Annotated in this window: 13 protein-coding genes; 8 read left to right on the top strand and 5 right to left on the bottom strand. The window is 70.0% G+C overall.

Annotated features, from left to right (window positions below; genetic code table 11):
• The first annotated feature begins 66 nt into the window (after positions 1-66).
• Positions 67-972: a fructosamine kinase family protein gene (locus Q7C18_RS08695; RefSeq protein WP_311025045.1), complete on the top strand. Its 906-nt coding sequence runs from the start codon at positions 67-69 to the stop codon at positions 970-972.
• Here the strand turns inward: Q7C18_RS08695 and Q7C18_RS08700 are convergent.
• The 5 genes from Q7C18_RS08700 to Q7C18_RS08720 form a co-directional block, all read right to left on the bottom strand.
• A complete protein-coding gene (locus Q7C18_RS08700; protein ID WP_201791110.1) occupies positions 944-2,305 on the bottom strand; it encodes an Nramp family divalent metal transporter in 1,362 nt (453 codons plus the stop codon). The genes Q7C18_RS08695 and Q7C18_RS08700 overlap by 29 nt on opposite strands.
• Positions 2,306-2,398: 93 nt before the next feature.
• A complete protein-coding gene (locus Q7C18_RS08705; protein WP_070159093.1) occupies positions 2,399-3,358 on the bottom strand; it encodes an electron transfer flavoprotein subunit alpha/FixB family protein in 960 nt (319 codons plus the stop codon).
• Positions 3,355-4,170: an electron transfer flavoprotein subunit beta/FixA family protein gene (locus tag Q7C18_RS08710; RefSeq protein WP_170922648.1), complete on the bottom strand. Its 816-nt coding sequence runs from the start codon at positions 4,168-4,170 to the stop codon at positions 3,355-3,357. The genes Q7C18_RS08705 and Q7C18_RS08710 overlap by 4 nt, the downstream gene beginning before the upstream one ends.
• 188 nt (positions 4,171-4,358) lie before the next feature.
• Entirely contained in the window at positions 4,359-5,162 is an 804-nt protein-coding gene (locus Q7C18_RS08715; RefSeq protein ID WP_083277350.1) for an ABC transporter permease, read from the bottom strand.
• A gap of 4 nt (positions 5,163-5,166) precedes the next feature.
• Positions 5,167-5,880, bottom strand: coding sequence for a FadR/GntR family transcriptional regulator (locus tag Q7C18_RS08720; RefSeq protein WP_070159092.1), 714 nt, complete (start codon positions 5,878-5,880; stop codon positions 5,167-5,169).
• A gap of 313 nt (positions 5,881-6,193) precedes the next feature.
• On the opposite strand from Q7C18_RS08720, the gene Q7C18_RS08725 reads away from it, so the two are divergent.
• The 7 genes from Q7C18_RS08725 (at position 6,194) to Q7C18_RS08755 (ending at position 13,226) form a co-directional block, all read left to right on the top strand.
• Positions 6,194-7,864 (top strand): ABC transporter substrate-binding protein, encoded by a 1,671-nt coding sequence (locus Q7C18_RS08725; protein WP_311025046.1) that lies wholly within the window; start codon positions 6,194-6,196, stop codon positions 7,862-7,864.
• Positions 7,865-7,878: 14 nt separating this feature from the next.
• A complete protein-coding gene (locus tag Q7C18_RS08730; RefSeq protein ID WP_070159090.1) occupies positions 7,879-8,832 on the top strand; it encodes an ABC transporter permease in 954 nt (317 codons plus the stop codon).
• A 13-nt stretch (positions 8,833-8,845) separates the two neighbouring features.
• Entirely contained in the window at positions 8,846-9,724 is an 879-nt protein-coding gene (locus tag Q7C18_RS08735; RefSeq protein ID WP_070159089.1) for an ABC transporter permease, read from the top strand.
• Between the two features lie 4 nt (positions 9,725-9,728).
• A complete protein-coding gene (locus Q7C18_RS08740) occupies positions 9,729-11,363 on the top strand; it encodes an ABC transporter ATP-binding protein (RefSeq protein WP_311025047.1) in 1,635 nt (544 codons plus the stop codon).
• 90 nt (positions 11,364-11,453) lie between these two features.
• The gene (locus tag Q7C18_RS08745; protein ID WP_070159088.1) at positions 11,454-11,828 is read left to right on the top strand and encodes a RidA family protein; all 375 of its coding nucleotides are present in this window, start codon (positions 11,454-11,456) and stop codon (positions 11,826-11,828) included.
• A complete protein-coding gene (locus Q7C18_RS08750; RefSeq protein WP_311025048.1) occupies positions 11,825-12,190 on the top strand; it encodes a Rid family hydrolase in 366 nt (121 codons plus the stop codon). The genes Q7C18_RS08745 and Q7C18_RS08750 overlap by 4 nt, the downstream gene beginning before the upstream one ends.
• A gap of 115 nt (positions 12,191-12,305) precedes the next feature.
• The gene (locus Q7C18_RS08755) at positions 12,306-13,226 is read left to right on the top strand and encodes a CoA ester lyase (protein WP_311025049.1); all 921 of its coding nucleotides are present in this window, start codon (positions 12,306-12,308) and stop codon (positions 13,224-13,226) included.
• Positions 13,227-13,230: the final 4 nt, after the last annotated feature.

A 13,230-nucleotide genomic window follows, 5' to 3' on the forward strand; every position in this document is an offset into this window, starting at 1 on the left:
CCGGGCCCTGCGGCGCGTGATACGACGTCTCTGAGACCCAGGCACGTCGCGGAGAGGAGCCACCGGGTGACAGCTGCATCGTCCATGCTGCTCCCACGCCTGCAGCAGGCAGGCCTGGACGACGTGGTGCGCGTGGAGCCGGTCGCCGGGGGTCTGGCGGCGACCGCCGGTCTGGCTCACCGCCGCGACGGCACCACGGTGTTCGTGAAGACCTTCGGCGGGCCGCCGGGCGACGATGCCTTCGCCGCGGAGGCTGAGGGGCTCACGGTGCTGGCTGAGGCGGGCGGAGTCGTCACCCCCGAGGTCGTCCTCGCCGACCACGATCTGCTCGTCCTCTCGACGCTGCATCCCCGGCCGGACGCCGAGGTCTTCTGGGAGCGGCTCGCCCATGAGCTGGCCCATCTGCACACCTCCACCCGGCACCCCCGCTTCGGGTGGCACCGCCACAACTGGCTGGGTCGGCGACAGCAGATCAACACCTGGGAGGACGACGGCTTCGAGTTCTTCGCCCAGCACCGACTGCTGCGGTGGCTCGACGAGCCCCGCGTGCACGACGTGCTCGGGGTCGCGGACCGAGCCGCCCTGGAGCGGCTGTGCGACCGACTGCCTGAGCTGCTTCCGGCGGCGCCGGCATGCCTGGTCCACGGTGACCTGTGGGCGCAGAACCTGCTGGCCACCCGGGAGGGCCGGCCGGCACTGATCGATCCGGCGGTGTCCTACACCTGGGCGGAGATCGACCTGGCCCATCTGTGGACGACGGCTCCGCCCCCGGAGGCCGAGACGTTCTTCGAGCTCTATGCCGACCTGACCGGGCTCGACCGGCACTGGCGGGACCGCATGCCGATCCTCCAGCTGAGCCAGCACCTGGCGGTGATCGCCCAGTTCGACACCGACTGGGGTGCCGCCGACGTCGTGCGCGCCACCCTCGCTCCGTTCCGCAGCTTCAGAGCCAGCCCAGCGTCTGGGGGATGACCCACAGGGTGAGCAGGGACAGGACCACGATGCTGATCCAGCTCCAGATGACCACGAATCTGCCGGGGCGGTACCGCGCCGGGATGAACTTCACCGCCACATAGAGGTTCACCGCGAAGAGCACCGGGCTGATCGCGAACGAGACCGCGCCGGCGGCGGGCACCAGCATCGCCGGATTCGGGAACAGCGTCAGCGCGATGATCGCGCACACCACCATCACGCCCATCATCACTCGCATCAGGGTCCGCTCGGTCCACCACGGGCGGTCGGCGTGCGGCGCCACCAGCTCGGTCAGGCAGGCCGCGAAGGTCCGAGGGAATCCGTCGAAGATGATCAGCACGGTGGAGAACAGCGCGGCGGAGGCCCCGGCGATGAAGATCGGGAACATCCACACGCCCACGGTGTCGGTGAAGATGTGGGAGATGGCGAGGATGGTGCCCGCACCCTCCGGCTTGTCCTCGCGGGCGAAGAGGATCATCGCCCCCAGCACCAGGTACATGGTCGCGATGATCCAGGAGACGATGTGCCCGATCCGGAAGTCGTAGAGCGCGGCCTTGAACCAGGCGTCGGCGTAGGGACGCACCTCAGCGGGCGTATGCTCCACCGCCTGCGGCCCGAAGACCTCCCGGACGCGCACCATGCCGCGGCGCTTGCTCGTCATCCACAGCGAGGCCCACACGCCGACGCTCAGGTCGGTGGGCATCCAGCCCATGAGCCCGGCGACGAGCAGCGCGGACCCAGCGGGGATGGCCGGCAGCAGCAGGTGACCCCAGGCCTCGCCCTGGACTCCGCCGACCACGAAGGCGACAACGGTGCCGATCACCAGCACGATGGCCAGCACCTTGTTGACCCATTCCAAGCCCCGGTACTTCCCGGCCAGGAGCAGTCCGACGGCCAGCAGGGACAGCACCACGCCGTAGGCCAGCAGGGATCCGACGCCGAAGCTCGCCCACAGCACGGCCGCCGCGGCCGCGACGATCGCCCCGACGGCGGTGCAGCCGATGACGATCGTGGCTGCCAGCACGGCCCAGACCGCCCACTTCTTCGGCCCCGGGATGCGGGTGTAGGCGGAGAGGATGGACTCGCCGGTGGCGGCGGTGTATCGCATAGCCAGCTCGAAGCCCTGCCATTTGAACAGGAACGCCACCGGCAGGACCCACAGGAGCGCGAACTCGAAGTGCGCACCGGCCAGCGGTGCGGTGACCAGGTGGCTGGTCCCCACGCCGGCCATGGCCACCAGCAGGCCGGGTCCGAGGAAGCGCAGGATGCGCAGGCCCCGGACATCGGGATGCTGCTCCATCTCACGGCGATCGGCGGCGGCGTCCTGGCTCATGGTTCGGGTCTCCCTCGTCCCTGGGTGCGGCGGTCCTGCCCGCATGACCCTCTCATGGTATGTGAGGCAGGCCACATGCCGCTGGCCCGGGGGTCAGCCCTTGCGGCGGCGCAGCTCCTCCACCATCTGCGGCACGACCTCGAACAGGTCGCCCACCACGCCGAAGTCGGCGATCTCGAACACCGGGGCGTCCTCGTCCTTGTTGATCGCCACGATCGTCTGGGCGGTCTGCATGCCGGCGCGCTGCTGGATCGCCCCGGAGATGCCGGCGGATATGTAGAGCTGCGGGGACACCGTCACGCCGGTCTGGCCCACCTGGGCGGCGTGGTCGATCCACCCGGCGTCGGTGGCCGCGCGGGAGGCGCCGATTGCCGCACCCAGCTCATCGGCCAGCTCCTCCAGCGGACCGAAGTTCCCGTCCACCCCGCGGCCGCCGGCGACGACGACGCGGGCCTCCGTCAGGGCCGGGCGCTCCGAGACCTCGAGCGGAGTGCGCTGAAGGACCTCGACACCGCCGGAGGCGGCGGCACCCTCGGCGAGAGAGGGGCCCACCGGCAGTGCGACCACCTCGGGGGCCTGGCCCGCGACGACGGCGGCCTCCACCGAGTTCGGCTTCACCGTGGCCACCAGGGCGCGGTCCTCGGCCACCTCGGCGGTGGTGGTGTAGGAGCCGGCCAGCACGGACTTCGTGACACGCCGCTCGGAGTCGATGCCCACGGCGTCGGTGATGATCCCGGTGTCCAGGCGGACCGCCAGGCGGGCGAGCGCGTCGGTGGAGTCCGGCGTGTCCGGGGCGAGGATCGCCGAGGCGGCGGTCTCCTGCACCGCGGTCTCCAGCAGGTCCACCAGGGCGGGGTCCGGGGTGAGGATCTCCGCGTCACCGGTGTAGACGGTCTGCACACCCTCGACGGCGACCGCGTCGACGGCGCGGTCACCCGGGGTCCCGGTGACCACATGGACCTCGCCGAGCGTGGCGGCCAGGGTCAGCAGCTCCTGCTGGGCCGAGGAGAGCCGCGCGTCCAGCGACTCGAAGAACACCAGGGCAACACTCACAGCACACGCTCCTTTGCCAGGAACTCCACGATCTTCACGCCGGCATCACCCTCATCGGTGATGATCTCGCCCGCGGTGCGCGGCGGACGCGCCTCCGCGGTCAGCACGGTGGCCTTCGAGGCCACCGCGGAAGCATCCAGCCCGACGTCGGCCAGACTCCAGGAGGTCATCGGCTTCTTCTTCGCCGCCATGATCGCCTTGAAGTTCGGGTACCGGGGCTCATTGGCCTGGTCGGTCACGGAGACCACGGCCGGCAGGGCGGCCGCCAGCCGCTGCTGCTCCGTGGCGGAGGCGCGGGTGACCACCAGCCGGTCCTCCTCCAGCGCCACGGCGGTGGCCTGGGTGACAAGGTTGAGTCCGAGTCGTTCGGCCAGCTGCGGCGGCACCGCGCCGGACTCGCCGTCCTCGGAGGCCATGCCCGTGATGACGAGGTGCTCGCCCTCGGCATCGCCGTCGGCCAGGACATGCTCGATCGCCGCGGCCAGCGCGGCAGAGGTGGCGACGACGTCGGCGCCGGTCAGCGCGTCGTCGCTGAGGTGGAAGGCGTCATCGGCGCCGATCTGCAGGGCCTTCTTCGCGGCGGTGGCCGCGCCCGCCGGCCCGATGGTCAGGGCGGAGACCCGCACGTCCCGTGAGGCGGCCTCCTTGATCTGCAGGGCGGCCTCGAGCGGGTACTCATCCAGCTCACCCAGGATGCCCTCCGAGCGGTCGATGCGTCGCTCCGCGGTGAACCGGCGCTCCAGCTGAGCGTCCGGCACCCATTTGACCAGGGTGATGATGTGCAGGGGGGTTCCAGCTGCCGATTCAGGCATGGGGCTGACCTCGCCTCACTCTCCGTGCGATTCCGAACAGATCCGATGGTGCGGGAGCGGGGCTCCCGCCAGCAGGCATCCCAGCCATGGTGCCACGAAACGCGTCCGGAGGTGAGGTGCGCGACCTCAGGTGTCATGGTCAGGTGTCATGGTCAGGCGTCATGGTGCGATAGGGGGTCTGGGAGGCGTCAGCTCGACGCCGCCTGCAGGGGGATCCGGGGTGAGCGCGCCGCCCACCAGGTCCCCAGCAGGGCGGTCACCGACCCGGCCAGGCCGATCGCGGCCAGCACGACGAGCTGGAACTGAGCGGCCTCGACAGGCGAGGCGCCGCCGAAGAGTGCGCCGACGAAGGCCCCGGGCAGGGTGACCAGTCCGGTGTTCTTCGTCTGGTCGAGGTTCGGGAGCAGGGCCTCCCGCACCGCTTCCCGGCGCATCTGGGCCGTGGCCTGGGCCGGTCGCGCCCCCAAGGACAGCCAGGCCTCCACCTCTCCGGAGCGCTGCTGCAGGCTGGAGGCGAACCGTCGCATCGCGAGCGTGGAGGCCGTCATGCAGTTGCCGATGGTGATGCCGGCGATGGCGATGATCTTCTCCGTCTCCCACGCGACCAGGCCCAGCAGCAGCACGACCGCCACGGTCATGGTGCCGCCGATCAGCACGCCGAGGACGGCTCCTGCGGGGCCGCGGGGGAGCTCCTTCGCCCGTCGGAAGGAGGTGGCCGAGGCGGTGGAGAGCATGAGCAGGATGAACAGCACCACGGTCCAGGGAGCGGTGAGCACCCCCTGCAGCAGCAGGGCGATGAGCGTGAGTTGGGCGGCCGCCCGCACCAGCGCCACCAGCGGCAGTGCGCCGAGGCGGATGCCGGAGCGGCGCAGCAGCACCACGGTGGCGGCACCCATCACGGCGATGCCCAGCCCGTACTGGGCCCAGTCGCGGAGGGAGCCGACCGCCAGGTCGGCGGCCCAGGTGTCGCCCAGGCTCAGCGGTGCCGCCATCGCGTCACCGCTGCAGGTCCAGGTGGGCGGCGACTTCCTCGAGATGCTCGGCCATGAGGCGGCGGGCCTCGTCGGCGTCGTGCCGGCGGATGGCCTCGTAGATCCGGCGGTGCGCCTCCACCGCGGTCCTCAGCTTCTCGTCGGGCAGGTGCAGGCCTGCCTCTGAGGGCGTCATCCAGTCGTGGGTGACGTTCAGCAGTCGGGTGAGCATCGGATTGTGGGTCAGCTTCGCGATCTCACTGTGGAAGGCCATGTCCAGCTGGAAGAGCAGCGGCACGGAAGGGTCCGGTCGGGCGAGCTCCTCCTCGGCCTGCTCCACACGGTGGAGGAGCCCGGGCAGCTCCGAGTCCAGTGCCCGGTCGGCCGCACGCTCCGCCATCGGGGGCTCGACCACGGCGCGGAGGTCCATGACCTCCCGGAGCACGCGGTGGGAGGTCTCCATGGAGCCGAGCATCCCGGCGTGCAGGTCCGGACGCCGGACGGCGCGCACCACTGTGCCGCGGCCGCGCGTCCTGGTGATCAGCCCCCGCAGCTCCAGGTCCCGCAGGGCTTCCCGCACGGTGGTGCGGGAGACCTCCGCCGACTCCGCCAGGGCGCGCTCGTTGGGCAGCTTGTCGCCGGCCTTGAGCTCGCCGTCCTCGATCATGCTGATCAGGCGTCGGCTGAGCTGTTCGGCGACGGTGACCGAGCTGATGGAGAGTCCGTCGAGTTCGCGCATGGGTCCTCCGCTCCGTGGCCGGTCGTCTGCCGGCCGCGCTCCGTGCCTCCCCAGTATGGCGGATGCGTCTCTGGCGACCCGTGAATCGTCCACCGGTGGACCGGTGGTCCGACCAAGTGTCCATACCGTGGCATGGACAGGACGGGGCAGTCAACGCCCAGAGGGCCTACCAGTCGTTGAGTTTTCGCGAAACTCTTGACATCCATGTGATGTGGAGCACAGACTCAGGACTCATGAGATTTGGTCCGACCAAGTGACCTGATACTCACTCGCGCTGTCCAATCCGCTCCCTGAAACGGTGGTGTCACGACCCATGAAGAAATCACTCGCCCTGCTGTCCCTGGTCGCCCTGGTGGGCTGCTCCGAGGTCCAGGAGATCGGAGAGCAGGAGGTCGACGCGCGTGAGGGGGAGTCGTCCGTTCCGCTGGCCGCCGACGAGGCCGTCGAGGGCGGCGACCTCGTCATGGCCCTGTCCCAGGAGCCGGACGCACTCGACCCCACCACGGCCCGCACCCGGGCCGGGCGCATGGTCTTCGAGTCCATGTGCGAGAAGCTCTACGACATCGACGCCGAGGGCGAGATCATCCCGATGCTCGCCACCGAGCTGCCGGACTACTCCGAGGACGAGACCGTGCTGCGGGTCCCGCTGCGCGAGGACGCCGTCTTCTCCGACGGCACCCCCATGGACGCCGAAGCGGTCAGGACCAGCCTGGAGCGGCACCTGGAGCACCCCACCTCCGCGCGCAGCTCGGACATGGGCCCGATCGAGGAGATTCGAGTGGTCGACGACCATGAGATCGAGATCGAGCTGGCCGAGCCCTTTGCGCCCCTGGTGGCGACGCTGTCCGACCGCGCCGGGATGATCATGTCTCCTCAGGCGCTCGATGAGCTCGGGGACGACTTCGCCCAGGCGCCCAGCTGCGTGGGGCCCTTCGCACTGGTGGAGCGGGTGCCGCAGACCCGCATCGACGTCGTCGCCGACCCCCACTACTACGGGGCCGACGAGGTCCACCTGGACTCCATCACCTACGTGATCATGCCTGACCACAACATCCGGGCCGCCAACCTGCGTTCTCGGGACGTGCACCTCACCGACACCGTCTCGCCCCAGGAGTTCGACGCGCTCGTCGACGACGCCGCCGGTGAGGTCAACGGCCTCGTCCTGGACTCCCTGGGATTCCAGGGGCTGACGCTGAACATCGGCAATGTGGACGGCACCGGCCAGCCGCCCGGTGAGATCGACACCGTGGTGGCCCAGGAGCCCGCCGTGCGCGAGGCGCTCTCGCTGGCCATCGACCGGGACTCCCTCGTCGACGTCGTGTTCAACAACTGGTACGTCTCCGCCTGCACGCCGATGTCACCGATCAGCACGTTCGCCGACGAGCGGGCCACCGACTGCCCCGAGCACGACCCGGACCGCGCGATGGAGCTCCTGGAGGACGCGGGGGTGGACATCCCCGTGGAGATCGACCTCACCGTGCGCAACGACCAGGACTCCCTGCGTTACGCGCAGGCCCTGCAGGCCTCCGTGGAGGACGCGGGCTTCGAGTTCACCATCCGGCCCATGGAGTGGACCGCCCTGCTCGATGCCCAGGACCGCGGCGACTTCGACGCGATCCTCGTGGGCTGGGGCGGGATGATCGACCCGCACAACAACCTGCACAACTACTTCTCCACCGGTGCCGGCAACAACTACTCGGGGCTCTCCGACCCGGAGATCGACGAGTACCTCGACGAGGCCGCCCGCACCGTGGACCACGACGAGCGCGTCGAGCTCTACGGGCAGGCGGTGGAACGGGCCGGCGAGCTGAACAACATCATCGTCACCTACCGGCTGAGCAACCTGGGTGCGGCCCACGAATCCATCGCCGGCGTCTGGTTCTCCCCGGACGGCATCCTGCGGGTCTCCGGTGCGGCGTTCGTCGACACCGAGGCGGCCGAAGAGGAGATCGACATCGACGAGCTCGACCTCGGCGACGACTGAGGGCCGCCGTCACGATGACCAAGAGCCGCTTCTTCCTGACCCGACTCGTCCAGTCCCTGATCACGCTGCTGATCTCCGCCGTCGTCATCTTCCTGGGAATCCGGGCACTGCCCGGTGACCCGGCGCGGGCGATGGCCGGCGATGAGGCCGGCCCGGCCGAGATCGCCGCGATCCGGGCCGACCTCGGACTGGACCGCCCGCTCGTGGAGCAGTTCCTCATCTTCCTGAAGAACGTCGTCACCCTGAACCTCGGGGAGTCGACCCGCACCGGGCAGGAGGTGACCTCCATGATCTCCCAGACGCTGCCGGTGACGCTCTGGCTGGCGCTCTACGCCGTGTTCCTGGCGACCGTCGGCGGCATCATCCTCGGGATGATCGCCGAACGGCACCGGGGACGGTTCCCGGAGTTCCTCAGCAACGGGATCGCCCTGCTGGGGCTCTCCCTGCCGAGCTTCTGGCTCGGCCTGCTGGGGATCATGCTCTTCGCGATCACCCTCGGATGGTTCCCGGCATCCGGGTACGTCCCTATGGGCGTCAACCCCTTGGCGGCGCTGTACCACCTCACGATGCCGGCGATCGTGCTGGCCACCGCGCTGGCCGCCGTGGTGACCCGCCAGACACGGGCGTCCATGATCGAGACGATGGGCACCGACTACGTCCGATTCGCCAAGGCCAAGGGGCTGTCCCAGCCGCGGGTGCTGTTCAAGTACGGGCTGCGCAACGCGCTCATCGCCCTGGTGACCATCACCGGACTCCAACTGGGCGCGCTGCTCTCCGGGGCGGTCGTCACGGAGCAGATCTTCGTCCTGCCCGGCATCGGGAGCCTCACCCTGGACGCCATCCTGGCGCGAGACTTCCCGGTGATCCAGGCCGTCGTGCTGGTCGTGACGGTGCTCTACGTGGTGATCAACCTTCTGGTGGACATCCTCTACACCGTCATCAATCCCCGAGTCCGGGTCAGTGCCTGAGGAGGACGTGCCCATGTATCAGACTACAGCCACCGCGGCCGCGGCGGAGACGAGCCGCAGTCCCTTCATCCGGGGCCTCCAGCAGCTGGCCCGGAACAAGCTGGGGGTGATCGGCGGCCTCCTGCTGCTGCTCACCGTCATCGCCGCCGTCGGCGCCCCCTGGATCGCCCCGCATCACTTCGCCGCGGTCAACTTCCAGATCCCGTTCCAGACCCCAGGCACCGCCGGCTATCCGCTGGGCACCGACGACCTGGGCCGGGACGTGCTCTCACGGCTGCTCTACGGCGTCCGCACCTCCCTGTGGATCGGGCTGCTCTCGGTCGCCGTCGCCGTGGGCGTCGGGACCCCGCTGGGGCTGCTGGCCGGGTACTCCCGGGTGGCCGACGCCGTCGTCTCGCGACTCACCGACGTCGCCCTGGCCTTCCCGTTCCTCATCATCGCGGTCGGCCTGGCGGCCATCCGCGGGCCGAGTCTGGAGAACGCGGCCATCGCGCTGGGCATCGCGAACATCCCGATCATCGTGCGAGTGGTCCGCGGGGAGGCGCTGCGGATCTCCGGGCTGGAGTTCGTCCAGGCCGCCCGCGCCATGAACATCTCGCAGGCGAGGATCCTGTTCCAGCACCTGCTGCCCAATGCGTCCTCGGTGATCATCGTCCAGGCCACAGTGATCATCCCGGTGGCGATCATCGGTGAGGCGATGCTCTCCTTCCTGGGGCTGGGGATCCAGCCGCCCGAGCCGTCGCTGGGCATCATGCTCGCCGACGCCCAGGAGTACATCTACCGCTCACCCTGGGCGGCCGTCTGGCCGGGTCTGACGATCATCGTCATGTGCCTGGGCTTCAACATGTTCGGCGACGCCCTGCGCGACGCCCTCGACCCCAACGCGAGGTGACCCGATGACGACCACGGCACACGAGACGGACAGCTCGCCCATCAGGCCGGACCCGCTGATCACGGTGCGGGACCTCCGCGTCGCCTACGACGGGCAGGACGCGGTGCGAGGAGCCAGCTTCGCGGTGGCCCCCGGGCGCTCGCTGGCGATCGTGGGCGGCTCCGGATCGGGCAAGTCCACCACCGTCAAGGCGCTGCTGGGCCTGCTCCCGGAGAACGCCCGCGTCGTCGGCGGGGAGGTCGACTACGCCGGCGAGCGTCTGGCGGACCTCTCCGAGGGCACTCTGCGCCACTATCGGGGAGCACGCATCGGGCTGGTGCCGCAGGACCCCATGGCGAGCCTGAACCCCTCGATGCGCATCGGTGACCAGATCTGTGACGCGCTGAAGCAGTACGGCATGCGATCCAAGGAGGATCGGCGGCGTCGGGCCCTGCAGCTCATGGACGACGCCGGGATCCCTGAGCCGGCGCGCCGGTTCCGGCAGTATCCGCACGAGTTCTCGGGAGGGATGAGGCAACGCATCCTCATCGCGATCGCGCTCTCCGGCGATCCGGAGCTGCTGATCGCCGACGAGCCGACCTCGGCCCTGGACGTCACCGTGCAGAAGCGCATCCTGGATCACCTGGACACGCTCGCCGAGGACAGGGGTCTGACTCGGATCCTGGTGACCCATGACCTCGGCGTGGCCGCCGATCGGGCCGACGAGGTCGTGGTGATGTCCGACGGTGAGGTCGTCGAGCAGGGCACCCCGAGGGGGATCCTCCGCGCGCCGAGCCACCCGTACTCGCAGCGGCTCGTGGACGCCGCCCCGCGGCTGGACGCCCACCGGCGCCGGGAGGAGGCGCCGCGGGAGGACGACGGGGGCCCCAGCTTCCTGAGCATCCGCGGTCTGGTGAAGGACTTCAAGATCCGGGGCTTCAAGGAGCCGCTGCGGGCCGTCGACGACGTCAGCTTCGACATCAGGAAGGGCACCACCACAGCGGTGATCGGAGAGTCCGGGTCCGGGAAGTCGACGGTCGCCAGGATCACCCTCGGGCTCGAGAAGGCCACGAGCGGTGAGGCGCGGGTGGGCGCACGCGCCATCCGGCCGGAGTCCCGCGATGACATCCGCTACCTGCGGAGCCTGACCCAGCCCGTGTTCCAGGATCCCTTCTCCTCGCTGAATCCGTACTGGAGCGTGGCGGGGCTCATCGCGGAGTCGCTCGTCCCGCGACGCGACCTCGGACGCGCGGAGAAGCGGCGCAGAGTCCGGGAGTGCCTCGATCACGTCGCGCTGCCGCAGTCCGCCCTGGGAAAGTATCCCGGGGAGCTCTCCGGCGGGCAGCGGCAGCGCGTGGCGATCGCCAGGGCGCTGGTCGCCGAGCCCGAGCTGCTGGTGTGCGACGAGGCCGTCTCGGCCCTCGACGTGCTCGTGCAGAAACAGATCCTGGACCTGCTGCGCGGCCTGCAGTCCGAGATCGGCGTGAGCTGCCTGTTCATCACCCACGACCTCGGCGTCACCTCGGAGATCGCGGACGAGGTCGTGGTCCTGCGGCGGGGCCGCGTGGTGGAGGCGGGACCCGTGGGGCAGATCATCGACGCCCCGCAGGATGAGTACACGACTGCTCTGCTGGAGGCCGTCCCAGGACGGGGCCTCTGAGGCCTCCTCGGTCTTCGGGGCGGGCGGCACAGAGCTGACATCAGTGACGCGCCACCCGGCGCTGACACATGACACGACGAAAGGTGAGGAATGGAACGCATCGGAACGCGGGAGATCGCCGGGGCCAGAGCGGCGGAGGCCGTCGCCACAGAGGATCTGATCTTCTTCTCGGGGATCACGGCGAAGGACACGTCCCTGAGCGCGGCGGATCAGACCAGCTGGTGTCTGCAGCGCCTGGACCAGCTGCTGGAACAGTTGGGCGAGGATCAGGGCTCCGTGCTGATGATCCACATCTGGCTCAGCGACATGCGCTACTTCGGGGCGATGAACAAGGCCTGGAACCACTGGATCGACAAGGAGAACCCGCCGGCGCGCACCTGTGTCTCCGGGGAGCTGCACCGGCCCGACATCCTGGTGGAGGTCGTCGCCACTGCAGCGCGAACGGCTGGGACGGAGGGCCGATGAGCATCACCAAGGCCGGACGTGTCACCGCCCCGGGGGCGCCGGGGATCCACCTGGCCTCCGCCCATGGCGGTCTGGCCTCGGCCTGCCTGACAGCGCCGGACAAGTCCCTGGACGTCGAAGGCCAGAGTCGGCAGATCCTCGAGAGGATCGATGACCTGCTTGCCGAGGTGGGAGGCGACCCCCGCCAGATCGTCATGGCGCAGGTGTGGCTGCTGAGCATCGACGACGCCGAGGACTTCGCGCGCGCCTGGAACGACTGGCTCGGGGACCGGCCGGTCCCGGCGCTGTCTGTGGTGCAGGCGTCGGCGGCCAGCCGGTCCTCCCAGGTCGAGATCCGGGCCTACGCGGCGACCCTCGAGTAAGTCCGAAATTCTTGGCGCGGCGCTGTCGAATGCGTCACACAGCGGGCGTACGGTGGGACGAGCCTGACGCCAGGCCACCTGCCGTACGCCCGTCTGATCGTTCCTCAGGAGAACCATGCCCCGTCCGGATGCCCCTGTCTCCAGCTTCACCCTCGGCCCCGCGCTGCTGTTCTGCCCCGGCAGCCGCCCCGACCGCTTCGGCAAGGCCGCCGAGCGCTCGGACGCCGTCATCGTGGACCTGGAGGACGCGGTCACCACTGCGGAGAAGCCCGCTGCCCGTGCCGCCGCCGTCACAGCCATCACCGGTGGGGACGATGACATCCCCGCCCTCGATCCCGCCGTCACCGTGGTCCGTCTCAACGGCGTCTCCTTCGGGGAGCTCGACGCCGACCTGACCGCCCTGGAAGGAAGCCCGGTGCGGCACGTGGTGGTCGCCAAGGCGGAGGACCTCGGCGTGCTCGACCACGTCGCCGCAGCCCTGCCTGACGCCCGACTGATCCCTCAGGTCGAGAGCCCCATCGGAGTGCTCAACGCCCCCGCGCTGGCCTCCCACCCCGCCGTCGAGGCCCTGTTCTGGGGCACCGAGGACATGATCGCCGGACTCGGCGGGACCACCGCCCGCACCGCCGACGGAGCCTATCGGTCGGTGATCCGACACATCCGCCACAGCGTGCTCATCGCCGCCGGGGCGGCCGGCGTCCCCGCCCTGGACGCCATCAACACCGGCATTCGGGACCTGCCGCGGCTGGCCGCCGAGGCGGAGGACGCCTGCGCCAGCGGCTTCGTGGCCAAGGCCTGCGTCCACCCGCATCAGGTGGAGACCGTGCGTCGCGCCTACACCCCGGACGCCGGGGAGGTGGAGTGGGCCAAGGCCCTGCTGGTGGCCCTGCGCCAGGAGGCCGGCGCCGACGCCGACCCCCTCACCGTCGGCGCGTTCAGCTTCCGTGGGCAGATGGTCGACGCCCCGGTGGCGCTGCAGGCGCAGCGGATCATGGCGCGATACGACGCCACCCGCGTGCACCAGCCCGGAGAATGAGAGA

Origin of the sequence: Nesterenkonia sp. CL21, assembly GCF_031705515.1 — a bacterium.
Taxonomy (GTDB): Bacteria; Actinomycetota; Actinomycetes; order Actinomycetales; family Micrococcaceae; genus Nesterenkonia; species Nesterenkonia aethiopica.

Coding starts and splice junctions, on each gene's coding strand:
- Q7C18_RS08755 (WP_311025049.1), top strand. CDS start 12,306: ATGCCCCGTCCGGATGCCCCTGTCTCCAGCTTCACCCTCGGCCCCGCG.
- Q7C18_RS08740 (WP_311025047.1), top strand. CDS start 9,729: ATGACGACCACGGCACACGAGACGGACAGCTCGCCCATCAGGCCGGAC.
- Q7C18_RS08750 (WP_311025048.1), top strand. CDS start 11,825: ATGAGCATCACCAAGGCCGGACGTGTCACCGCCCCGGGGGCGCCGGGG.
- Q7C18_RS08735 (WP_070159089.1), top strand. CDS start 8,846: ATGTATCAGACTACAGCCACCGCGGCCGCGGCGGAGACGAGCCGCAGT.
- Q7C18_RS08700 (WP_201791110.1), bottom strand. CDS start 2,305: ATGAGCCAGGACGCCGCCGCCGATCGCCGTGAGATGGAGCAGCATCCC.
- Q7C18_RS08715 (WP_083277350.1), bottom strand. CDS start 5,162: ATGGCGGCACCGCTGAGCCTGGGCGACACCTGGGCCGCCGACCTGGCG.
- Q7C18_RS08710 (WP_170922648.1), bottom strand. CDS start 4,170: ATGCCTGAATCGGCAGCTGGAACCCCCCTGCACATCATCACCCTGGTC.
- Q7C18_RS08730 (WP_070159090.1), top strand. CDS start 7,879: ATGACCAAGAGCCGCTTCTTCCTGACCCGACTCGTCCAGTCCCTGATC.
- Q7C18_RS08725 (WP_311025046.1), top strand. CDS start 6,194: ATGAAGAAATCACTCGCCCTGCTGTCCCTGGTCGCCCTGGTGGGCTGC.
- Q7C18_RS08745 (WP_070159088.1), top strand. CDS start 11,454: ATGGAACGCATCGGAACGCGGGAGATCGCCGGGGCCAGAGCGGCGGAG.
- Q7C18_RS08720 (WP_070159092.1), bottom strand. CDS start 5,880: ATGCGCGAACTCGACGGACTCTCCATCAGCTCGGTCACCGTCGCCGAA.